This is a genomic window from Janthinobacterium sp. 1_2014MBL_MicDiv (genome assembly GCF_001865675.1).
GTDB lineage: Bacteria > Pseudomonadota > Gammaproteobacteria > Burkholderiales > Burkholderiaceae_D > Janthinobacterium.
Map to the genome: position 1 here is coordinate 4,700,042 of NZ_CP011319.1, position 21,164 is coordinate 4,721,205.

General features: G+C 62.2%; 20 protein-coding genes and 1 other RNA gene. 7 read left to right on the forward strand and 14 right to left on the reverse strand.

The annotated features are described in order from the left end of the window. Window positions 1–26: 26 nt before the first annotated feature. The 12 genes from lapB to gyrA all read right to left on the reverse strand — a co-directional run bounded on the left by lapB (window position 27) and on the right by gyrA (window position 13,880). The gene (lapB, locus tag YQ44_RS20225) at window positions 27–1,202 is read right to left on the reverse strand and encodes a lipopolysaccharide assembly protein LapB (RefSeq protein ID WP_071324912.1); all 1,176 of its coding nucleotides are present in this window, start codon (window positions 1,200–1,202) and stop codon (window positions 27–29) included. Window positions 1,203–1,245: 43 nt separating this feature from the next. Further along, a complete protein-coding gene (locus YQ44_RS20230) occupies window positions 1,246–1,551 on the reverse strand; it encodes a LapA family protein (RefSeq protein WP_071326647.1) in 306 nt (101 codons plus the stop codon). 235 nt (window positions 1,552–1,786) lie between these two features. After that, window positions 1,787–2,092: an integration host factor subunit beta gene (locus YQ44_RS20235; protein WP_008446215.1), complete on the reverse strand. Its 306-nt coding sequence runs from the start codon at window positions 2,090–2,092 to the stop codon at window positions 1,787–1,789. 17 nt (window positions 2,093–2,109) lie between these two features. Continuing rightward, window positions 2,110–3,789 carry a 30S ribosomal protein S1 gene (gene rpsA / locus YQ44_RS20240; protein ID WP_034751798.1) on the reverse strand — a complete coding sequence of 560 codons (1,680 nt, stop codon included), beginning with the start codon at window positions 3,787–3,789 and terminating at the stop codon, window positions 2,110–2,112. Between the two features lie 177 nt (window positions 3,790–3,966). Then, entirely contained in the window at window positions 3,967–4,635 is a 669-nt protein-coding gene (gene cmk / locus YQ44_RS20245; RefSeq protein ID WP_071324913.1) for a (d)CMP kinase, read from the reverse strand. 91 nt (window positions 4,636–4,726) lie between these two features. Beyond that, window positions 4,727–6,082: a 3-phosphoshikimate 1-carboxyvinyltransferase gene (aroA, locus tag YQ44_RS20250; RefSeq protein WP_071324914.1), complete on the reverse strand. Its 1,356-nt coding sequence runs from the start codon at window positions 6,080–6,082 to the stop codon at window positions 4,727–4,729. An 18-nt stretch (window positions 6,083–6,100) separates the two neighbouring features. Further along, complete coding sequence (locus YQ44_RS20255; protein ID WP_071324915.1) at window positions 6,101–7,009, reverse strand: prephenate dehydrogenase; 909 nt, start codon at window positions 7,007–7,009, stop codon at window positions 6,101–6,103. Window positions 7,010–7,013: 4 nt separating this feature from the next. Next, on the reverse strand, window positions 7,014–8,120 hold the full coding sequence (hisC, locus tag YQ44_RS20260; RefSeq protein WP_071324916.1) for a histidinol-phosphate transaminase: 1,107 nt from the start codon (window positions 8,118–8,120) through the stop codon (window positions 7,014–7,016). A gap of 128 nt (window positions 8,121–8,248) precedes the next feature. Then, the gene (gene pheA / locus YQ44_RS20265; RefSeq protein WP_071324917.1) at window positions 8,249–9,319 is read right to left on the reverse strand and encodes a prephenate dehydratase; all 1,071 of its coding nucleotides are present in this window, start codon (window positions 9,317–9,319) and stop codon (window positions 8,249–8,251) included. Window positions 9,320–9,402: 83 nt separating this feature from the next. After that, window positions 9,403–10,494, reverse strand: a complete 1,092-nt coding sequence (serC, locus tag YQ44_RS20270; RefSeq protein ID WP_071324918.1) for a 3-phosphoserine/phosphohydroxythreonine transaminase — start codon at window positions 10,492–10,494, stop codon at window positions 9,403–9,405. 23 nt (window positions 10,495–10,517) lie between these two features. Next, a complete protein-coding gene (locus YQ44_RS20275) occupies window positions 10,518–11,102 on the reverse strand; it encodes a DUF2059 domain-containing protein (protein WP_071324919.1) in 585 nt (194 codons plus the stop codon). Between the two features lie 105 nt (window positions 11,103–11,207). After that, the gene (gyrA, locus tag YQ44_RS20280; protein ID WP_071324920.1) at window positions 11,208–13,880 is read right to left on the reverse strand and encodes a DNA gyrase subunit A; all 2,673 of its coding nucleotides are present in this window, start codon (window positions 13,878–13,880) and stop codon (window positions 11,208–11,210) included. A 647-nt stretch (window positions 13,881–14,527) separates the two neighbouring features. On the opposite strand from gyrA, the gene ompA reads away from it, so the two are divergent. The 4 genes from ompA to ssrA all read left to right on the forward strand — a co-directional run bounded on the left by ompA (window position 14,528) and on the right by ssrA (window position 17,288). Continuing rightward, entirely contained in the window at window positions 14,528–15,238 is a 711-nt protein-coding gene (gene ompA / locus YQ44_RS20285; protein ID WP_034782001.1) for an outer membrane protein OmpA, read from the forward strand. 134 nt (window positions 15,239–15,372) lie between these two features. Further along, on the forward strand, window positions 15,373–16,068 hold the full coding sequence (gene ubiG / locus YQ44_RS20290; protein ID WP_071324921.1) for a bifunctional 2-polyprenyl-6-hydroxyphenol methylase/3-demethylubiquinol 3-O-methyltransferase UbiG: 696 nt from the start codon (window positions 15,373–15,375) through the stop codon (window positions 16,066–16,068). A gap of 71 nt (window positions 16,069–16,139) precedes the next feature. Continuing rightward, window positions 16,140–16,844: an HAD family hydrolase gene (locus tag YQ44_RS20295; RefSeq protein ID WP_071324922.1), complete on the forward strand. Its 705-nt coding sequence runs from the start codon at window positions 16,140–16,142 to the stop codon at window positions 16,842–16,844. Window positions 16,845–16,927: 83 nt separating this feature from the next. Then, window positions 16,928–17,288, forward strand: a transfer-messenger RNA (tmRNA) gene (ssrA, locus tag YQ44_RS20300). A gap of 271 nt (window positions 17,289–17,559) precedes the next feature. On the opposite strand, the gene YQ44_RS20305 is transcribed toward ssrA, so the two are convergent. Continuing rightward, window positions 17,560–17,802 carry a hypothetical protein gene (locus YQ44_RS20305; protein WP_071324923.1) on the reverse strand — a complete coding sequence of 81 codons (243 nt, stop codon included), beginning with the start codon at window positions 17,800–17,802 and terminating at the stop codon, window positions 17,560–17,562. 209 nt (window positions 17,803–18,011) lie between these two features. Here YQ44_RS20305 and YQ44_RS20310 point away from each other — a divergent pair, with 209 nt between their 5' ends. The 3 genes from YQ44_RS20310 to YQ44_RS20320 all read left to right on the forward strand — a co-directional run bounded on the left by YQ44_RS20310 (window position 18,012) and on the right by YQ44_RS20320 (window position 20,084). Beyond that, a complete protein-coding gene (locus tag YQ44_RS20310) occupies window positions 18,012–18,770 on the forward strand; it encodes a hypothetical protein (RefSeq protein ID WP_071324924.1) in 759 nt (252 codons plus the stop codon). Further along, a complete protein-coding gene (locus YQ44_RS20315) occupies window positions 18,767–19,009 on the forward strand; it encodes an Imm32 family immunity protein (protein WP_071324925.1) in 243 nt (80 codons plus the stop codon). Before YQ44_RS20310 ends, YQ44_RS20315 begins: the two co-directional genes overlap by 4 nt. Before the next feature lie 76 nt (window positions 19,010–19,085). Further along, the gene (locus YQ44_RS20320) at window positions 19,086–20,084 is read left to right on the forward strand and encodes an SMP-30/gluconolactonase/LRE family protein (protein WP_232251319.1); all 999 of its coding nucleotides are present in this window, start codon (window positions 19,086–19,088) and stop codon (window positions 20,082–20,084) included. On the opposite strand, the gene YQ44_RS20325 is transcribed toward YQ44_RS20320, so the two are convergent. Beyond that, the gene (locus YQ44_RS20325) at window positions 20,071–21,138 is read right to left on the reverse strand and encodes an SDR family oxidoreductase (protein WP_071324926.1); all 1,068 of its coding nucleotides are present in this window, start codon (window positions 21,136–21,138) and stop codon (window positions 20,071–20,073) included. The two genes, YQ44_RS20320 and YQ44_RS20325, sit on opposite strands and share 14 nt — an antisense overlap. Between the last annotated feature and the right edge of the window lie 26 nt (window positions 21,139–21,164).

The window sequence follows — 21,164 nt, forward strand, 5'->3', positions numbered from 1 at the left end:
GCACTGGAGCAAGGTGGCGTGTAGGGTTAATTCATGACGTTCAATTCTTCGGTACGGCGCGGCGGGTAGGTTTCCCACTTGTTGCAGCCCGGGCAGTGCCAGTAGAACTGGCGCGCCTTGAAGCCGCAATGGCTGCACTGGTAGCGGGCCAGCTTTTGCGTGTAGCCGTGCACGAGGTTTTTCACCATCGACAGCTCCGACCAGATGGCGGCCGGGGCATCCATCATGCGCGCTTCGAGCAGCTTGTCCAGGCCCAGCAGGGTGGGCGTGCGGCGCAATTCGGCGCTGACCAGCTGTTTCGCCGCTTCCACGCCGTCGAGTTCGATGACGGCCTTGAAGACGACTTCGATGAGGTCGATCGACGATGCTTCTTCCAGGTAGGAACGCAGCAGGTTGACGCCTTCCTGTGCACGGCCGAGCTTGGTATAACCGTCCATCAGGCGCTGCGCCACCAGGGCCACGTGCGGCACGCTTTGCTGCTCGACACGGCGCCAGGTGGTCAGCGCGCCTTCCACGTCGCCGCGCGCCAGCAGCACGTCGCCCGTCAGGATGGTGGCGCGCACGCTCTTGCGGTCCGTCTGCAGGGCTTTTTCCAGCAGCGGCATGGCTTCGTCCGGCTTCAGGTGCACGAGCGCGTCATGCGCCAGTTCGCAATAGAATTGCGCGATTTCCTTCTGCCGTGCACCGGCGCCCGCTTCCTGCAAGCCCACGGCCGCTTCGATGGCACGCGGCCACTCCTTTTCGCGCTGGTAGATTTCCAGCAGCGCACGCCGCGCCTGGGCCGCATATTGCGTGTCGACCAGGCTGTTGAAGGTTTCCTCGGCACGGTCCAGCAAGCCCGCCTTCAGGTAATCCATGCCCAGCTCGTAGGCGGCATGGCCCTGCTGCTCCAGCGGCAGGTCGGGACGCGCCAGCAAGTTCTGGTGCACGCGGATGGCCCGTTCCGTCTCGCCACGGCGGCGGAACAGGTTGCCCAGTGCAAAGTGCATATCGGCCGATTCCGGGTCCAGCTTGACCACTTCGATGAAGGCATCGATGGCCTTGTCGTGCTGCTCGTTGAGCAGGAAATTCAAGCCCTTGAAGTAATTGCGCGGCAAGCTGCGCGATTCCGACACCAGTTGATGGATGTCAACGCGCGCGGCGATCCAGCCCAGCGCGAAAAACACCGGGATACCCAAGAGCCACCAGAGTTCAAATTCCATGCGATTGTTTTTATTCGAGTAAGAGAGAAAGGAGCGATGGCGCTTACTGCTGCGCGCTCACGCTGTCCGGTTGCGGCTGGACATTGGTGGCCACGCCGACGGTCTGCAGCGCGGCGATGGTGGTTTTTTGCTTGGTCGCTTCGCGGCGGTGACGGAACACGGTGGGCGTCAGGGCCAGTACGCCGAGGCTGGCGCCGGCGACAAAAAAGCCCAGCAGCATCAACACCAGGGGGCCGCGAATTTCATAATTGAGGAAAACATGCAGGTCGACAACCTGCGCATTCTTCAGCGCAAAACTGAAGAACAGGACGAAAAGAACACAGCCAACGATGGTGGAGATGATTTTCATCGATACGCCCAGAAAGTACAAAAAATGCCCGTATGGCACAACCTTGGAATGCCTGGCAGAAGCGTAGCGAGCGTCAGTGATTTGTGGCCAAGAAGCGCAACCGTACTGAAGTACGGTGAGCATCGCAGGCCGCAAAGCGCGACGCGCAGTAGCTTATGTCAGGTATTCTCAGCATATTAACAAAAAAAAGCGGCATCCAAGGACGCCGCTCTTTGTGTCGCCTTCCAGCAGACGATTAATCCTCGATGATCGGTTGTCCGACCATCGCGTCCACCCGCTCGCGCAACTGTTTGCCCGGCTTGAAGTGGGGCACCCGTTTTTCGGGAACCATCACCTTGTCGCCGGATTTCGGGTTGCGACCGATGCGCGGGGGCCTGCTGTTCAGGGCAAAACTGCCAAAACCGCGGATCTCGATGCGTTGACCGGTCGCCAGGGCGTTGGTCATCGCATCGAGAATGGTCTTGACGGCATACTCCGCATCTTTCGCCACCAGCTGAGAATAACGCTCAGCGAGGCGGTTGATCAGCTCGGACTTTGTCATCTGCCGTATCCGCAGTCTTAGTTCTTGTTATCGAACTTAGCTTTCAACAAGGCGCCCAGGCTGGTGGTGCCCGAAGCTGCGTTGTTGTCGGTAGCTGCCATCTTCTGCATGGCTTCCTGGGTTTCAACGTTGTCTTTCGCTTTGATCGACAGTTGGATACCACGGGCTTTGCGGTCGATGTTCAACACCATTGCTTCGACGGTATCGCCGACTTTCAGGTGCGTACCAGCATCTTCAACGCGGTCGCGCGAGATTTCGGAAGCGCGCAGGTAGCCTTCAACTTCTTCGGACAGTTGGATCACGGCGCCTTTAGGCTCAACCGATTTAACGGTACCGGTTACCAGCGAGCCTTTGTCGTTCATGGCTGCGAAGTTGTTGAATGGGTCACCTTCCAGTTGCTTGACGCCCAGGGAAACGCGCTCGCGCTCAACGTCGATGGCCAGAACGATGGCTTCCAGTTCGTCACCTTTCTTGAAGCGACGCACGGCTTCTTCGCCGGTTTCGGTCCAGGACAGGTCGGACAGGTGCACCAGACCGTCGATGTTGCCGGCCAGGCCGATGAACACGCCGAAGTCGGTGATCGATTTGATCGCGCCGCGGACTTTGTCACCTTTCTTATGGGTCACACCGAAGTCGTCCCATGGGTTGGCTTTGCACTGTTTCATACCCAGCGAGATACGACGACGCTCTTCGTCGATTTCCAGAACCATCACTTCTACTTCGTCGCCCAGTTGGACAACTTTGTTAGGAGCAACGTTTTTGTTCGTCCAGTCCATTTCGGAAACGTGTACCAGACCTTCGATACCCTGTTCCACTTCAACGAACGCGCCGTAGTCGGTCAGGTTCGTTACTTTACCGAACAGACGGGTGCTTTGTGGGTAACGACGGGACAGACCGGTCCAAGGATCGTCGCCCAGTTGTTTCACGCCCAGCGAAACACGGTTTTTCTCTTGATCGTATTTCAGGACTTTGGCGGTGATTTCCTGGCCAACCGTCAATACTTCCGACGGGTGACGTACACGGCGCCATGCCAGGTCGGTGATGTGCAGCAGGCCATCGATACCGCCCAGATCCACGAACGCGCCGTAGTCGGTGATATTTTTGACGACGCCGGTCACGACCGTGCCTTCTTTCAGCGTTTCCATCAGTTTCTGACGCTCTTCGCCCATCGAAGCTTCGATGACGGCGCGGCGGGACAGAACCACGTTGTTACGCTTGCGATCCAGCTTGATCACTTTGAATTCGAGGGTTTTGCCTTCGAATGGGGTGGTGTCTTTGACAGGACGGGTATCAACCAGCGAGCCCGGCAGGAATGCGCGGATGCCGTTGGTCAACACGGTCAGACCGCCTTTGACTTTACCATTGACGGTACCGACGACGATTTCGCCCGATTCCATCGCTTTTTCCAGAGCCAGCCACGAAGCCAGACGCTTGGCTTTATCGCGCGACAGGATGGTATCGCCGAAACCATTTTCCAGCGATTCGATCGCCACGGAAACGAAGTCGCCAACTTTGACTTCCAGTTCGCCGTGGTCGTTCTTGAATTCTTCGACAGGGATGAATGCTTCGGATTTGAGGCCAGCGTTCACGATCACGAAATTGTGGTCGAGGCGCACGACTTCAGCGGAAATAACTTCGCCGGAGCGCATATCTTGACGCGACAACGATTCCTCGAAGAGCGCAGCAAAACTTTCCATACCGGTAGATTCGTTAGTTGTAACAGTAGACATAGGGTTCACACAGGTTATCCAGCAGAGATCGCACGATGCGACTTAAACTGGGTTAGGTTTTTGACACACCCGGACAGGCCAGGAGCCGTCACGGGCACCACATAGCAGGCATTACAGATGACATAAAGCACGCTATTTTGCTGCTTATCTTGCTGCCGACGCATACCATTTCAACACGGTTTCAACAGCCTCATCGGCCGTCATTCCCGAGGTATCGAGGACATGCGCCCCTTCCGCGGGGACCAGCGGCGCAATCGCACGGTGAGTATCACGTTCGTCCCGCGCCTGCAAATCCATCAGAAGGTCTTCCATATTAGCAGAAAAACCCTTGTCTATCAATTGCTTGTAGCGCCGTTGCGCGCGCGCCTCGACGCTGGCCGTGAGGAATACCTTCAGCGCGGCATGCGGAAAGATCACCGTCCCCATGTCGCGCCCGTCGGCCACCAGGCCTGGCGTCTTGCGAAAGCCCAGCTGCAAACCCACGAGGGCGTGGCGCACAGTTGGCAATACGGCAATTTTAGACGCCGTATTGCCCACTTCTTCGGCACGGATCTGCTCGGTGACGTTTTCATGCGCGAGCAGGATTTCGCCGCCGGCGAAATGGCATGGCAGGTGTTCGGCCAGCTTGGCCAGCGCGTGTTCGTCGCGCAAGTCCGTACCCCGGCGCAGTGCCGACAGGGCCGTCAGGCGGTACAGCGCGCCGGAATCGAGGTAATGAAAGCCGAGCTTGTCGGCCACGCGGTGCGCCACCGTGCCCTTGCCTGAGGCGGTGGGGCCGTCGATGGCGATGACTGGGATGTTGGAGTTCGGCATAGTTTTGTCACATTAAAAAGACTGAACCTCAAAGCGGCGCCGGGGTCGGCCCCTCAGGGTCCGGCCCCAGGTTTCACTTGAGGTTACCTGGTTAAATCAAAGTATCCCTGGCAATCCCCGCGAATGCGGCGAAATACTCGGGGAAGGTCTTGGCCACGCATTTCGGGTCGTTGATGCGCATTTCATTGCCGCGGCGCGCGGCGCCGTCCAGCGAAGCGAGCGAAAAGCACATGGCCATGCGGTGGTCGTCATACGTGTCGATGGTGGCTGGCTGGATCTCGGCCGGCGGCGTCACGCGCAGGTAGTCGGCCCCCTCTTCCACGTCCGCGCCGAGCTTGCGCAATTCCGTCGCCATGGCGGCCAGGCGGTCCGTTTCCTTCACCCTCCAGCTGGCGATATTGCGCAGGGTACTCGTGCCGTCCGCGTACAGGGCGGCCACGGCGATCGTCATGGCGGCGTCGGGAATGTGGTTGAAATCCATGTCGACGGCTTTCAATACGCCGTTCGAACGGGCCTCGATCCAGTTCTCGCCCATGGTGATGGTCGCGCCCATCTGCTGCAAGGCTTCGACGAAACGCACGTCGCCCTGGATGCTGTCGCGCCCCACGCCCTCCACGCGCACGGGACCGCCGCCGATGGCGCCGGCCGCCAGGAAGTACGACGCCGACGAGGCATCGCCCTCGACGTGGATGGTGCCCGGGCTTTGGTACTGCTGGCCCGGCTGCACGGTGAACGACTGCCAGCCGTCATGCTCGACCGTCACGCCGAAACGGCGCATCAGGTTCAGGGTAATTTCAATGTACGGCTTCGAAATCAGCTCGCCCGTCACGTCGATGGTCACCGCGTGGTCGCGCGCCATCAGCGGCGCCACCATCAGCAGGGCCGTCAAGAACTGGCTCGACACGTTGCCGCGCACGGCGATGCGCTGCGCGTGGATATGGCCGCGGCGGATGCGCAGCGGCGGGAAACCCTGCTCGCCCGTGTATTCGATCTGCGTGCCGACGGCGTTCAGCGCATCGACCAGGTCGCCGATCGGGCGCTCGTGCATGCGCGACACGCCGTGCAGGGTGTAATCGCCGCCGATGACGGCCAGCGCCGCCGTCAGCGGGCGGATCGCCGTGCCGGCATTGCCCATGAACAGGTCCGCCGCGTGGTGCGGGAACACGCCGCCGCAGCCTTCCACGTGGTGGATCTGGTGTGCCGTGGCCGGGTCGCCCAGCAACTCGTCCTGCGTCCATTTCACGCCCAGCGACGTCAGGGCCGTCAGCATGACGAAGGTGTCGTCGGAGGCGAGCAGGTCGACGATCTTCGTCGTGCCCTTGGCCAGCGCGGCCAGCAGCAGCACGCGATTGGAAATGCTTTTCGAGCCGGGCAGGCGCACCGTGCCTGCGGCGTGCATGACCGGCTTCAGGTCGATATGGTGGGGGTATTGCTTGGTTTGCGTCATGCTGGAATCCTTGAATATTTATTGTGCGGGCGCGGCCGGTATTTCTGCCGTTTCGATCGCCTCGATCCATTGCTGCCGGGCGTGCTGGGCGTTCGCATACACGCCTTCGATGGCGGCGCCGTCGCCGGCGGCCAGGTGCGCGCGCAGCGCCGTCAACTGCGCCAGGTAGGCGTCCAGTTCATGCAGCAGCGCCGGCTGGTTGGCCAGGCTGATGTCGCGCCACATTTCCGGCGATGAGCCGGCGATGCGCGTAAAGTCGCGAAAGCCGCTGGCCGCGTACTGGAACAGCAGGCCCGCGTGCGGCTTCCTGGCGATGTCGTCGACCAGCGCAAAGGCCAGCAAATGCGGCAGATGGCTGACGGCGGCAAACACCTTGTCGTGCTCTGCGGGCGTCAAGACGTGCAGGATGGCGCCGCAGGCACGCCATGCGGCCGCCACGCGCTCCACGTCGGCCGCGGCATTTTCCGCCAGCGGCGTGAGCACCACTTTCTTGCCTTGATACAAGTCAATGATGGCGGCGTCGGGGCCATTCGTCTCGCGCCCCGCGATCGGATGGCCGGGCACGAATTGCGCCACCTTGCCCCCCAGCGCCGCGCGCGCCGCCGCCACCACGTCGCTTTTCGTGCTGCCCGCGTCGGTGACGATGGTGCCCGGCTGCAGATGCGGCGCGATGGAGGCCAGGATCGCCCCCGTCTGCGCCACGGGCGCGGCCAGCAGCACCAGGTCGGCGCCGGCGATGGCCTCCGCCATGTCGCCGCCGATCTCGTCGATGATGCCCAGCGCCAGGGCGCGCGCCATCGAGGCCGGCGAACGGCCCATGCCGACCACCGTGGCCACCGCCCCCGCATGCTTTAACGCGCGCGCGAACGAGCCGCCTATCAGGCCCACGCCGAAGATGACGACCTTTTTCAGTGCAGGCGTCGTCATGGCGTCAGGCCAGCGCTTTCGTCAGCGCGGCGATGAAGATGGCGTTTTCCTGCGGCAGGCCGATGGAAATGCGCAGCCATTGCGGCAAGCCATAGCTGCCCACGGGGCGCACGATCACGCCCTGCTTGAGCAGCGCCAGGTTGACGCGCGCGCCGGCGCCGTCGTCCTCGCCCACCTTCACCAGCACGAAATTGCCGTGCGACGGCACGTATTCCAGGCCCAGTTGCGTGAACGCTTCCGTGAACTGCCGGTAGCCGGCCGCGTTGTTGCGCGCGCTCTTGTCGAGGAATTCCTTGTCGTTCAGGGCGGCGATGGCTGCCGCCTGCGCCATCGAATTGACGTTGAATGGCTGGCGGATGCGGTTCATCAGGTCCGTCAGCGCCGGCTGGGCGATGGCGAAACCGACGCGCAGGCCGGCCAGGCCATAGGCCTTCGACAGGGTGCGCGAGACCACCAGGTTCGGATACTGGCGCACCCACGCCGTCGACTCGTACTGGTCGCCGGCCGACAGAAATTCGTTGTAGGCCTCGTCAAGCACGACGACGACATGCTGCGGCACCTTCTGCAGGAAGGCTTCGAGCTGCGCGGCCGACAGGAAGGTGCCGGTCGGGTTGTTCGGGTTGGCGATGAAGACCAGGCGCGTGTCGTCGGCGATTGCCGCCGCCATGGCGTCCAGGTCATGGCCATAGGCTTGCGCCGGCACGACGATGTGGCGCGCGCCCAGGCCTTGCGTGGCCAGCGCATACACGGCGAACGAGTACTGCGAATACACGACGGACTGGCCGTGTTCGACAAACGCGTGCGCGGCGATTTCCAGGATGTCGTTGCTGCCGTTGCCCAGCGTGATCCAGTCGGCCGGCACGTCATAGCGCTGCGACAGCACGGCTTTCAGGTCGAAGCCGTTGGCGTCCGGGTAGCGGCCCAGGTCATCGATGGCGGCGATCATCGCCTGCTTGGCCGATTCCGGCATGCCGTACGGGTTTTCATTCGACGCCAGCTTGACGATGGATGCCTCGTCGAGGCCGAATTCGCGCGCGACTTCGGCGATCGGTTTGCCGCTCTGGTAAGGGGCGATGGCGCGGACGTATTCTGGACCGATATTTTTAGACATGGTGTTCTTTAAAAGTTGGTGAATGATTAGGCTGGTGGCTGTTGCCGGGTTACGCTGCGCTAACCCAACCTACAGCTTATTGTAGGTCGGATTAGGCCGCAGGCCGTAATCCGACACCACCGTTGGCGTCACAGACTGACCGGATACGACCCCAGCACCTTGAAGAAAGCCGCATTGCCCTGCAACTCCGCCAGCGCCTGGGCCACGGCCGCGTCGTGCACGTGACCTTCCACGTCGACATAGAAATAATACTCCCAGCTGCCCATGCGCGCCGGACGCGACTCGAAGCGCGTCATCGACACGCCGTGCTTCGCCAGGGGCGCCAGCAGCTGGTATACGGCGCCGGCCTTGTTCGGCACGGCCAGCACCAGCGAGGTCTGGTCCTTGCCCGACGGCGCCGTCTGCAGCGTCCCCACGACGGCAAAGCGCGTGCGGTTGTGCGGGTCGTCCTGGATATGGCCCTTGACCACGCCCAGCTTGTACTGCGCGCCCGCCAGTTCGCTGGCGATCGCCGCCACCGTCGGATCGTCGCCGGCCATGCGCGCCGCTTCCGCGTTCGAGGCCACGGCATGGCGCGCGATGTGCGGGTAATTCTGGTTCAGCCACACCTGGCACTGGGCCAGCGCCTGCGAATGGGCGCAGATGGAAGTGATGCCATCCATGTTGCCGCTCTTCGTCATCAGGCTGTGGTGCACGGCAATCGCCACTTCGCCGCTGATGATGAGGCTGGTCTGCAGCATCATGTCCAGCGTGCGGTTGACGGCGCCTTCCGAGGAATTCTCGATCGGCACCACGCCGAAATCGGCCGTCCCCGCCTCGGCGGAGCGGAATACCTCATCGATGGACGCGCATGGCAAGCCTTCGACGGCGCTGCCGAACTGCTGGTACACGGCCTGCTCGCTGAAGGTGCCGGCCGGGCCAAGATACGCCACGGTGACGCGCTTTTCCAGCGAGCGGCAGGACGACATGATTTCGCGGAAGATGGTCTGCACTTCGCGGTCGCCCATGGGGCCGGGATTGCGCTCGGCCACGCCGCGCAGCACTTGCGCTTCGCGCTCGGGACGGAAGACAGGCGCCTGGGTCTCGGCCTTCACGTGGCCCACCTGCTGGGCGATCTGCGCGCGGCGGTTCAGCAGTTCGAGGATTTGCGCGTCGATCGCATCGATCTGTTCGCGCAGCGGTTTCAATTTATCGGTCATGGTTGGTTTGTTTCGTCAGCTGTACTTCAATCATTGCCGCGCGGCCTGCGCCGGCGGCGGGCCGGCGCGGTCGGTTATGCGACTCAGCGTCCGGCAAACTCGTTCAAATAGTTGACCAGGGCTTGCACGCCCTCGATCGGCATCGCGTTATAGATCGATGCACGCATGCCGCCGACGGACTTGTGGCCCTTCAGCTGCAGCAGGCCGCGCTGCTTTGCGCCGGCCAGGAATGCGTCGTTCATACTCTCGTCGCGCAGATAGAACGGGATGGTCATGCGCGAGCGGTATGCGGGAGCGACCCGGTTCTGGTAGAAGTCGTCCGCATCGAGCGCCGCGTACAGCAGCGCCGCTTTCTCAATATTACGCTGTTCCATGGCTGCAACGCCACCTTGCCGTTTCAGCCACTGGAAAACCAGGCCGGCGATATAGATGCCGTAGGTGGGCGGCGTGTTGTACATCGACTCATGTTCGGCCACGATGGACCAGTCGAAGGCCGACGGGCAAATCGGCAGCGCCTTGCCCAGCAAGTCTTCGCGCACGATGACCACGGTGAGGCCGGCCGGGCCGATATTTTTCTGCGCGCCGCCGAAGATCACGCCATATTGCGATACATCAATGACGCGCGACAGGATGTGCGAGGACATGTCGGCCACGATGGTGGTGCCAGCCGGCACCTGCGGCGCCTGCTGGAATTCCACGCCGTCGATGGTTTCATTGGTGCAGATGTGCAGATAGGCGGCGCCCGGCGTCAGCTTCCACTCGGCCACTGGCGGCACGCCCGTGAAACCGGCGGCCTGCGACGAGGCGGCCACGTTGACGGTGGCGTATTTCGCCGCTTCCTTGACCGACTTGCCCGACCAGGAGCCCGTGTGCACGAAGTCGACGGTGGCCGGCTGCGTGGCGCCATGGCCCACCAGGTTCATCGGGATGATGGCGTTCTCGCCCAGGCCGCCGCCCTGCAGGAACAGGATCTTGTAGTTATCGGGCACGGCCAGCAATTCGCGCAGGTCGGCGACGGCTTGCCGGTAGATGGAGATGAATTCGGGACCACGGTGGCTCATTTCCATCACCGACATGCCGCTGCCATGCCAGTCCTGCATTTCCGCGGCGGCTTGCGCCAGCACTTCCTTGGGCAGCACGGCCGGTCCGGCGGAGAAATTGTAGATATGGGTCACGATACGGTCCTTGGTAAATGGGATTATTGGGGCGATTGCGTGGCCGCCCGTATGACCTGGTCGAGCACTGCATTCACGCGCGGGATCAGCACGCGCTGGCTGATGGCCATCGATTCGGCCGACAGCTGCGGCATGGTGGCCAGCATCTTGCGGCCCAGCGGCGTCTTGTAGAACGCCGTCAGCTGCTCGACTTCCGGCACCGTGTAGTAGCGCGCGTACAGGGGCACCATCTCGGCGCTCAGTTCATCGATCAGGGTCGGATCGGCCAGCACCTGCGTCAGGGTGGCGACGGCCAGGGGGATTTCTTCCTCGGCGCTGGCCAGCGCGCGCGCCTTGCGCTTCTCGTCCAGGTTCGGGTTCGTGCCGATTTGCTGCAGCGCCGACTGGCGGATCATGGCCGGCACCGATTGCAGCATCTGGTCGAAGATGTTGCGCGTCAGTTGCGGGAACTGCATCGCGTCGAGCATGCGCCGCACGGCCACCGTCATGGCGGGGCTGGGCGCGGCCTGGCGGGCGGGCGTCGCTTGCGCATTCTGCGCCAGGACCGGCAGGGTCGCAAGGAATGCCAGCGAGAACGCGGCGAAGAAGGTGGCGACGATTTTTCTCATGGTATTCGGGACTTTACAAAAGCGGGGGCATACGTGGTTACGCTGGCTGGCGCCGAAAGTGGCACGCCAACAGCAATTGGGGCTCCCGAAAGAGCCCCAATCTTCTTACTCCGGCTGGTCCGGATCGGCTGGTTCAGCCGCCGGCGCGGCCGCGGCGTCCACGCCCGCCTCCGTCGTCAGCTCGACTTCGTCGATATCCGTCTCCACCACGCGCTGCAGGCCGGACAGCTTGGTGCCGTCCTCCACCGCGATCAGGGTCACGCCCTGCGTCGCGCGGCCCATCTCGCGGATTTCCGACACGCGGGTACGAATCAGGACGCCACCGGTGGTGATCAGCATGATTTCATCGGTGGTGTCGACCAGGGTCGCGGCAACCACCTTGCCATTGCGCTCGCTGGTTTGGATGGCGATCATGCCTTTCGTGCCACGGCCATGGCGCGTGTACTCGGTGATCGGCGTACGCTTGCCGTAACCGTTTTCGGTTGCCGTCAGCACCGACTGCTGCTCGTTCTCGGCCACCAGCAGGGCGATCACGTGCTGGCCTTCTTCCAGGTTCATGCCGCGCACGCCGCGCGCCGTGCGGCCCATCGGACGCACATCGTTTTCGTCGAAGCGCACTGCCTTGCCCGAATCGGAGAACAGCATCACGTCGTGCTGGCCGTCTGTCAGCGCCGCGCCGATCAGGAAGTCGCCGTCGTCCAGGTCGACCGCGATGATGCCGGCCTTGCGTGGATTGCTGAAGTCCTTCAGCGGCGTTTTCTTGACGGTGCCCAGGCTGGTCGACATGAACACGTAATGGTCTTCGGGGAACGTGCGGTTCTCGCCCGACAGCGGCAGGATCACGGTGATCTTTTCGTTGTCCTGCAGCGGGAACATGTTGACGATCGGCTTGCCGCGCGAATTGCGCGAGCCTTGCGGCACTTCCCACACCTTCAGCCAGTACATGCGGCCACGATCCGAGAAGCACAGGATGTAGTCGTGCGTATTGGCGATGAACAGCTGGTCGATCCAGTCTTCCTCTTTCGTCGCCATCGCCTGCTTGCCGCGGCCGCCGCGTTTTTGCGCGCGGTATTCGGTGATCGGCTGCGCCTTCATGTAGCCGGTGTGCGACAGGGTCACGACCATGTCCTGCGGCGTGATCAGGTCTTCCGTTTCCAGGTCGGTGGCATTGAGTTCGATCTGCGAGCGGCGCACGTCCTTGTTGCCGGCGCCGTATTCGTTCATGGCCAGCGTCATTTCATCGGTGATGATGATGGTGACGCGTTCCGGCTTGGCCAGGATGTCGAGCAAGTCGGCGATGTGCGCCATGATTTCCTTGTACTCATTGACGATCTTGTCCTGTTCCAGACCGGTCAGGCGCTGCAGACGCATCTGCAGGATTTCCTGCGCCTGGTCGTCCGACAGCTTGTACAGGCCATCGGCCTGCATGCCGTAATGCTTCGGCAGGTTTTCCGGACGGTAGGCATCGACGCCGCCTGGCGTCGTGCCGTCGCCCGTACGGGCCAGCATTTCGCGCACGACGGACGAATCCCACGGGCGCGCCATCAGCTCGACCTTGGCGATCGGCGGCGTCGGCGCGGCCTTGATGATGGCGATGAAGTCATCGATATTGGCCAGCGCGACAGCCAGGCCTTCGAGCACATGGCCGCGTTCGCGCGCCTTGCGCAGTTCGAACACGGTGCGGCGCGTCACCACTTCGCGGCGGTGCGACAGGAAGCATTGCAGCATCTGCTTCAGGTTCAGCAGCTTCGGCTGGCCATCGACGAGGGCCACCATGTTCATGCCGAAGGTATCTTGCAGCTGGGTTTGCTTGTACAGATTGTTCAGCACCACTTCCGGCACTTCGCCGCGTTTCAGCTCGATCACCACGCGCATGCCCGACTTGTCGGACTCGTCGCGGATGTCGGAAATGCCGTCCAGCTTCTTGTCGCGCACGTTTTCGGCGATGCGTTCCAGCAAGGACTTCTTGTTGACCTGGAATGGCAGCTCGTCGACGATGATGGCGATGCGGCCGCCGTCCTTGCCGTATTCCTCGAAGTGCGTCTTGGCGCGCATGACCACGCGGCCGCGGCCCGTGCGGTAGCCGTCGCGCACGCCCGAGACGCCATAGATGATGCCGGCGGTGGGGAAATCGGGCGCCGGGATCAGTTCGATCAGTTCATCGATCGTGCAGTCCGGGTTGCGCAGCACGTGCAGGGCGCCGTTGATGACTTCGGTAATATTGTGTGGCGGAATGTTCGTCGCCATGCCGACCGCGATGCCGGAAGAACCGTTGATCAGCAGGTTCGGGATACGCGTCGGCAAGACCGTCGGTTCCTTTTCCTTGCCGTCATAGTTGGGCTGGAAGTCGACGGTATCTTTATCGATATCGGCCAGCAATTCGCTGGCAATCTTGTCCAGGCGGCACTCGGTGTAACGCATCGCCGCGGCGCCATCGCCGTCGACGGAGCCGAAGTTACCCTGGCCGTCGATGAGCATGTAGCGCAGCGAAAAATCTTGCGCCATGCGCACCAAGGTGTCGTAGATCGAGGCGTCGCCGTGGGGATGGTACTTACCCATGGTTTCGCCGACCACGCGGGCGCACTTGACGTAAGGGCGGTTCCACACGTTGTTCATTTCATGCATCGCGAACAAGACGCGGCGGTGCACTGGCTTCAAGCCATCGCGCGCATCCGGCAAGGCGCGCCCGACGATCACGCTCATGGCGTAATCGAGGTAGCTCTTGCGCATCTCTTCTTCGAGGGAAATAGGAATTGTTTCTTTTGCGAATTGATCCATTGGCGGTTCGACTGATCTCAGGCTGTGGTTAACTTATCTGCTACGCAATGTATGACGCAATACTGCATATCCTAGGCGGCTGTCGTCGTGGACGCCGCACCGCGCTGCTGGCGCGGCCCGGCTTCCATGTCGCAGAGTGTCTGGCAAAAAGTGACGGCGGTGGCACGGTCCGGACTGTACCTCGGTACGTCCCGCCCTGCAGCGCCGCCTTGGGCCTCTGCTCAACACTCTTAACAGTCAAGCGCACGATTTTAGCATGCGCGCCCAGCTACCTGTACAAATTGGCCATACCGGCAAGATTGCCGCTTCGCACCGGCGCTGTGCATGTCCAGGTGTCGATAATGCACAATGGCAATACCAGTTCAAGTCCTCTGCCCTTAAAAGAGGCAAAAAAGCGATCAATTGTTACAGACGCGTTACAAATGGGCATTTTCGTTGCGCAAAAACAACGCGCGGTCTAAAATCGGGCAAGCTTTGATTTAACCACGGTCGTGCGCCCCTGATGCGTGTGGCAAAATGACTGGGAAGTTAATTGCTAGTTTCGCAATCTGAAACGAGCGCATGTGGTCTACATGATAAAATCTCGGCACGTAGCACCAGTAGCGCAGTGTTGTTCTGCGGATATCACCCCCCGAAAGGAAAAAAGAATGAATAAATTTGTAACGCTGTTTTTCGCTGCATCCGCAGTGATTGCTGGCTCGGCTTCGGCCCAAACCCCAACCTCCCCACCGTTCGCGCCAGTTACCACTGACATCAAAGCACCAAGCCCAAAAAGCGCTTACGTGCAAGATGCTCGCGGCGTTATCGTGCGTGACCCATTCGGTCTGTGCTGGCGTACCGGCTACTGGACACCTGCTGACGCGGTGCCAGGTTGCGACGTGCCACTGTGCGTAGAACCAGAAACCCTGCAAGACGGCAAATGCGTGGCCCCACCAGCGCCAGTAGTACCTGCTCCTGCACCAGTCGTGGTCGTACCAGTGCCAGTCGTCGTTGCTCCTACCTCGGAAAAAGTCAGCTTCGCTGCTGATGCATTCTTCGATTTCGACAAAGCTACGCTGAAGCCAGAAGGCAAAGCCAAGCTGGACGAGCTGTCCGCACAACTGGGCGGCATCAACCTGGAAGTCATCATCGCTGTGGGTCACACCGACTCCGTCGGCACCGATGCTTACAACCAAAAACTGTCGGTACGTCGTGCTGATGCTGTCAAAGCCTACCTGGTCACCAAAGGCGTTGAAAGCAACCGCGTGTACACCGAAGGCAAAGGCGAAAAACAACCTGTTGCTGACAACAAAACTGCCGAAGGCCGTGCGAAAAACCGTCGCGTGGAAATCGAAGTTGTTGGTACCCGCAACAAGTAATCGCTGAACCGCTACCCTGGGACTTGCTCCAAGTCATCGCGCAAGTCAAGGACAGCATGAAAAAACCCCGCCACGGCGGGGTTTTTTTTCGTCCGTGGCTGCCCAATTGTAAAATTGCCGCTATTATTCGACCTATGAATGCCGACCCTCTTGAAATCCAAAAATTCAGTGAGCTGGCCCACCGCTGGTGGGACCCCACTTCCGAGTTTCGTCCCCTGCACGAAATTAACCCCCTGCGCCTGGAATGGATCAACGCGAAAGTACCGCTGGCCGGCAAGCGCGTGATCGACATCGGCTGCGGCGGCGGCATCCTGGCCGAATCGATGGCCCGCAAGGGTGCCGACGTGACGGGCATCGACCTGTCCGAGAAAGCCCTGAAAGTGGCCGACCTGCACAGCCTGGAATCGGGCGCCAAGGTGCGCTACAAGCTGATCGCCGCCGAAGCCATGGCTGACGCAGAAGCGGGCCAGTACGACGTCGTCACCTGCATGGAAATGCTCGAGCACGTGCCGCATCCGGCCGCCATCGTGAAGGCCTGCGCCACCCTGGTCAAACCGGGCGGCCACGTCTTCCTGTCGACCCTGAACCGCAATCCGAAAGCCTATCTGTTTGCCATCCTCGGCGCCGAATACCTGCTGCGCCTGCTACCCAAAGGCACGCACGACTACGATAAATTCATCACGCCGGCCGAATTGTCGCAATATGTACGCAGCGCCGGCCTCGATGTCAATAGCATGCGCGGCATGGGCTACAATCCGTTGACCAAGATTTACTCGCTTAATAGTGATACCAGCGTCAATTACCTGGTGGCCTGCACCCGGCCCCTGTAATTTCCGCGTCAACCACAAGGCGGCTGCGGCCGCCATTTTTCATCCCGATCCACCTGATTACTGCGCCCGCCATGACCACCGACCACTTGCCAGCCCCGCGCGCCATCCTGTTCGACCTCGACGGCACCCTGGCCGACACCGCCCCCGACCTGGCGGCCGCCATCAACCTGCTGCGCGCGCGCGCCGGCCTGGAACCGACCCCGTACGCCATCCTGCGCCCCACCGCCTCGGCCGGCGCGCGCGGCATGATAGGCGCGTCGTATGGCATCGGCCCCGGCGAAAGCGGCTATGAAGCCCTGAAAGACGGCTTCCTGAACAACTACGAAGCGGCGCTGGCCGTGGAAAGCCGCCTGTTCGACGGCATCCCCGCCATGCTCGACGGCTTGCAGGCGCTGGGCCTGGCCTGGGGCGTCGTCACCAACAAGGCGGCCCGCTTCACCGACCCGCTGGTCGGCCAGATCGGCCTGGGCGCCGCCGGCTGCGTCATCTCGGGCGACACCATGGCGCACCCGAAACCGCACCCCGCCCCCCTGCTGGAAGCGGCGCGCCGCCTGGCACTGGCGCCGGAAGAGTGCTGGTACGTGGGCGACGACCTGCGCGACATCCAGGCTGGCCGCGCCGCCGGCATGCGCACGGTGGCCTGCGCCTGGGGCTATTGCGGCCCCGTCGAACCGCAGCACTGGAACGCCGACCACCTGCTGGACACGCCGCAAGCGCTGCTGGAACTGGTCAGCGCGGTGGTGAAGGCGGCGCAGGCGCGCCAGCTGGCGGCATAAAGCTGCCGGCGCCTGATCCGGCGCGCATCGGCGCGAATGCATCATGCAAGAATGGGCAGATTGCGCTACAATGAAGGTTCTGTGGGGACGACCTGGTTTCGACGTGGGTTGCAAAGCAGCGCAGGGCATACCGAGGGCGGGCTACCTCGTAAATACAACCTGAAAAAACTTAACTGCAAACGATAACTCGTACGCACTGGCAGCTTAATCGCTGTTAGCTCTAGAACACCTCGTCCCTGGGGTGGGCCGTCAAAAGCTCTAGAGTCATTTACAGGGACTCGTCGTATGCTGGGTTACTTAGCGTCCGACTAAATAATAGGTAACTCGCTTGCCCATAACGTGCACATCCGTGCTGGCTGAGTTAAATTAAATGATAGTGCTAAGTATGTAGAACTGTCTGTGGAGTGCTTGCGGACGCGGGTTCGATTCCCGCCGTCTCCACCACTGAATAAATAAAAGGGCTTCCCCGTTTTGGCGGGGAGGCCCTTTTTATTTATTCCATGCGTACGGAACGCGGGCACCGAATCCGCGTCCGGTACGGGCGCGGGAGTTGTGCGGGACTTCGGCGAGCGCAGCTCGGCGCCGCAACACCGGGTTGCGCTTGCCAGCGCAACCCTCTCCGATTCTATTGACCAGGGTTTTCACTGCAGGCGGTTTTTCCTAAAAGCATCATAGGATGATCGAATCGCCTATGAAGGGCAGGCATTCCGCCTCCCTACCGCCTGCTCAACGGCACGTACTCGCCCGGCTGCCCCGCCACCTCGAGTGCGTCGGCAAACGCCAATAAAAACTTCGCCGGGCCATGTTCGGACACCAGCAAGGATGCGCCCTTGTGGCGCAGCAACTTCAGCACTTCCTGCTGGTGCGCCTGGTATTCGCTGGAGTTGCCGTAGAAGGTTTGATACATCTCAAGGGTTTCCATGGCCTTGGCGGCCAGGATAAATTCAGGTTTGTCCATGATGTTTCCTCGTCGTTGGTACTGCCAAAGTGCTGCCAAAACCACGAAAAATCCTGCCAGACGCCCGTGCCGGGCGCAGCGCCTTATGCCAAGCACATCTGCATGTCCATCATACGCCTCAACCCGGCCATTGCGCCGTCCAATCGTGCAACTGGCAGCGTGGGCCCGTACATGGCATCATGCGCGTTGCCCATTCACCCTTGCGACACATGGACCAATATCACTTCCTCGTAGGCGAATTCAAGAAAAATAGCCCCTTTCATCCCGCCGCGGCCAGCGCCCAGCTGTTCGCCTGGTTCGCGCACATCGGCGAAGCCGTCGAGCGCTACGGCAACAAGCGCGGCAAGATCGTCAAGTACTCTCAGCGAAATTACGAAAAGATGCTGTTCGCGCCAGAGACCAACAGCATCGGACTGCTTTCGCCGCGTCTCGTGCCGCCCGACGAAGCTTACGAGGCCGTCAACTGCGACGCGCATGCCATGTATTCGTCGGACTCGTCACTGATTCTGTCCATCCGCGCCAGCAAGCTTGCGCTGGCGCCGTTGTTCGACGGTGCACGGGCCATACCCGGGCTGTTTGAGCATTGCGAATATGTGTACTGCTACGCTGAAACACAGGGCTATGGCACCGGCTACGCACTCGGCTACCGGCAGCTCGATGAGGCCCATCCGATGACCTTTGGCGTTCCTTGCCCCGCAAATAACTGGTCCGCCATCCAGCGGCGCGGGCTGCAAGATTCGCACCTGCGCGATGTATATCCCATCAATGGTTTCACACAAGCCAGACTCGATGCGCTGCCGCCCGAGCGCCGGCAAGCGCTGCGCGACGCGATGCAGGCGTATGGCCGCTGCGAAGAGCATGCCAGCCTCACCATCTGGTACCTGCAACCCGAGGAGCTGGAAGCGGCCCGCGCCGCGCTGAACGCACGCGCCATGCTGGGCGCCTATATCAACCACCGACACCCATGACCACACATTTATCGCTGCACTGCTATCTGCAGGACGAGGCCGCCGAGCGGCCCCTGCCCTGCTCCGACGTGACCATCCACGCCGACCCGGCCACCCTGCGCGCCATCGCCCATTTCCTGCTGGCCAGCGCGGACGAGTTTGACCAGGCGCAAGAGCGCGCCGGCATGCACGCCCACCTGCAAGATCAATGGGCAGGCTGGCAGGACGATTTTCCCGACCTGGTCGTGGTGGCGGCCTAGGATGAGACATAGACTGGCGCCCCGGCCGGCGCGCGTCGGGTAACATACGCCACCATCGCTTTACAGAGAACACTTGATGCCCCCTACCCGCTACGCCCTGCCGTCGCTGCGTGCCGCCCTGTTGGCCACAGCACTCTCCACCCTGTCCGCCTGCGCCAGCCAGCCCGCGCACGAAGCGCTGTTCCTCGCCACCACGCTGACCCCGGCGCACTCGTTCACCAAGGGCATCGAGGGGCCGGCCGTGGACGCGGACGGGAATATCTATGCCGTCAACTTTGCGAAACAGCAAACCATCGGCAAGGTGCGGCCGGACGGCAGCGGCGAGGTGTACCTGACCCTGCCCGGCACCAGCATCGCCAACGGCATCCGCTTCGGCAGCCGCGGCCAGATGTACCTGGCCGACTACATGGAACACACGATTTACCTGGTCGACCCGGCCACGCGCGCGCTGTCCATCCACGCGCGCGAGCCGCGCATGACGCAGCCGAACGACATCGCCATCACGCAGGACGACGTGCTGTATGCGAGCGACCCGAACTGGAAGGAAAACACGGGCCGCGTGTGGCGCATCGCGCAGGACGGCACGGTCACGCTGGCGCTCGACACCATGGGCACGGCCAACGGCATCGAAGTGAGCCCCGACGGCAAGATCCTGTACGTGAATGAAAGCGTGCAGCGCAATATCTGGAGGTATGACATCGCCGCGGACGGCAGCCTGACGGGCAAACGCCTGCTGATCAAGTTCGACGATTTCGGCATGGACGGCATGCGCGTCGATGTGGACGGCAACCTGTATGTGACGCGCTACGGCAAGGGCACGGTGGTCAAACTGTCGCCGCAGGGACGCATCCTGCGCGAGATCAGCGTGCCTGGCGCCAAGCCCAGCAACATCACCTTTGGCGGGCCCGACGGCCGCACGGCCTACGTGACGGAAGTGGTGCAGGGTCGCCTGCTGCAGTTCCGCGTCGACCGCCCGGGACTCGAATGGCAGCGCGCGCAGCAGCACAAGGCCAATGCGGCGGCAGCGGCAGCAACGCCGCCGCCCGCCGCCGTGGAAAGCGTCAGCGCGGAATGATGCGCTCCGCCTTCAGGCGCTCGAACAGATTGAAAAAGGCATCCTGGGTATCCTGGTAGTCGAGGAAGCCCGCCTTGCGGCTCTTGCCCATGTCCGTCATCACTTCCATCGGCCGTCCCAGGTCCGCATCCGTATGCCACCATGACGCGAGGCGGCCGATATCGGGCTCCGCCAGGCCATGCTGCTGCGCGATGGCGCGCCACTGCGCGGGCGCATCCTGCATGCGGCCGGCCAGCGGCGCCATCGTCGCGGGCAGGTCGGCCGCCGCGACGCCGAAATACGCGGCCAGGCGCGGCCACAGCCACTTCCAGCGGAACACGTCGCCATTGACGATATTGAAGTCCTCGTTGCGCGCGGCCGGGCTGTCGGCCGCCCACGCCAGCTGGCGCGCGATCTGGCCCGCGTCCGTCATGTCGGACAGGCCATGCCACTGCGCGCTGGAACCGGGAAAGACGAAGGGCTGGCCGCTGGCCTTGCACAGGTGCGCATACACGGCCAGTGTCAGGCCCATGTTCATGGCATTGCCCAGCGCGTAGCCGATGATGGTGTGCGGGCGGTGCACGCTCCACGTGAAGCCATACTGCGCGGCCGCCGCGAACAAGCGGTCTTCCTGCTCATAATAGAAATTATCGACGCTCTGGCGGCCCTGCTCTTCGCGAAACGGCGTGACGGGCACGGCGCCTTGTCCATACGCGTCGAACGGTCCCAGGTAATGCTTGAGGCCCGTCACCAGCGCCGCGTGGCGCAGCTGGCCGCCTGGCCCCAGCGCGGCCAGCACGTTGGCCACCATGGCGCCGTTGACGCGGATGTTTTCCTGCTCGCTGGCCTGGCGCGCCCAGGCCGTGAAAAAGACGTGGCTGGCATCCATGCCGGCCAGGGCGGCGCTGACCGCCGCGCCATCCGTCGCATCGAATTGCAGCGAGGCGCAGCCGTCCGGCACCGGCGTGCGGCCGCGCGAGACGCCCGTAACGCGCCAGCCTGCGCCGAGCAGATGCGCGGCCAGCTTGCTGCCGATGACGCCGCTGGCGCCGATGATGAGGGCATGTTTTTGCATGGGATAAAGCCTCCAAAAGAAAAAAC

Coding starts and splice junctions, on each gene's coding strand:
- lapB (WP_071324912.1), bottom strand. CDS start 1,202: ATGGAATTTGAACTCTGGTGGCTCTTGGGTATCCCGGTGTTTTTCGCG.
- YQ44_RS20230 (WP_071326647.1), bottom strand. CDS start 1,551: ATGAAAATCATCTCCACCATCGTTGGCTGTGTTCTTTTCGTCCTGTTC.
- YQ44_RS20235 (WP_008446215.1), bottom strand. CDS start 2,092: ATGACAAAGTCCGAGCTGATCAACCGCCTCGCTGAGCGTTATTCTCAG.
- rpsA (WP_034751798.1), bottom strand. CDS start 3,789: ATGGAAAGTTTTGCTGCGCTCTTCGAGGAATCGTTGTCGCGTCAAGAT.
- cmk (WP_071324913.1), bottom strand. CDS start 4,635: ATGCCGAACTCCAACATCCCAGTCATCGCCATCGACGGCCCCACCGCC.
- aroA (WP_071324914.1), bottom strand. CDS start 6,082: ATGACGCAAACCAAGCAATACCCCCACCATATCGACCTGAAGCCGGTC.
- YQ44_RS20255 (WP_071324915.1), bottom strand. CDS start 7,009: ATGACGACGCCTGCACTGAAAAAGGTCGTCATCTTCGGCGTGGGCCTG.
- hisC (WP_071324916.1), bottom strand. CDS start 8,120: ATGTCTAAAAATATCGGTCCAGAATACGTCCGCGCCATCGCCCCTTAC.
- pheA (WP_071324917.1), bottom strand. CDS start 9,319: ATGACCGATAAATTGAAACCGCTGCGCGAACAGATCGATGCGATCGAC.
- YQ44_RS20275 (WP_071324919.1), bottom strand. CDS start 11,102: ATGAGAAAAATCGTCGCCACCTTCTTCGCCGCGTTCTCGCTGGCATTC.
- gyrA (WP_071324920.1), bottom strand. CDS start 13,880: ATGGATCAATTCGCAAAAGAAACAATTCCTATTTCCCTCGAAGAAGAG.
- ompA (WP_034782001.1), top strand. CDS start 14,528: ATGAATAAATTTGTAACGCTGTTTTTCGCTGCATCCGCAGTGATTGCT.
- ubiG (WP_071324921.1), top strand. CDS start 15,373: ATGAATGCCGACCCTCTTGAAATCCAAAAATTCAGTGAGCTGGCCCAC.
- YQ44_RS20295 (WP_071324922.1), top strand. CDS start 16,140: ATGACCACCGACCACTTGCCAGCCCCGCGCGCCATCCTGTTCGACCTC.
- YQ44_RS20305 (WP_071324923.1), bottom strand. CDS start 17,802: ATGGACAAACCTGAATTTATCCTGGCCGCCAAGGCCATGGAAACCCTT.
- YQ44_RS20310 (WP_071324924.1), top strand. CDS start 18,012: ATGGACCAATATCACTTCCTCGTAGGCGAATTCAAGAAAAATAGCCCC.
- YQ44_RS20315 (WP_071324925.1), top strand. CDS start 18,767: ATGACCACACATTTATCGCTGCACTGCTATCTGCAGGACGAGGCCGCC.
- YQ44_RS20320 (WP_232251319.1), top strand. CDS start 19,086: ATGCCCCCTACCCGCTACGCCCTGCCGTCGCTGCGTGCCGCCCTGTTG.
- YQ44_RS20325 (WP_071324926.1), bottom strand. CDS start 21,138: ATGCAAAAACATGCCCTCATCATCGGCGCCAGCGGCGTCATCGGCAGC.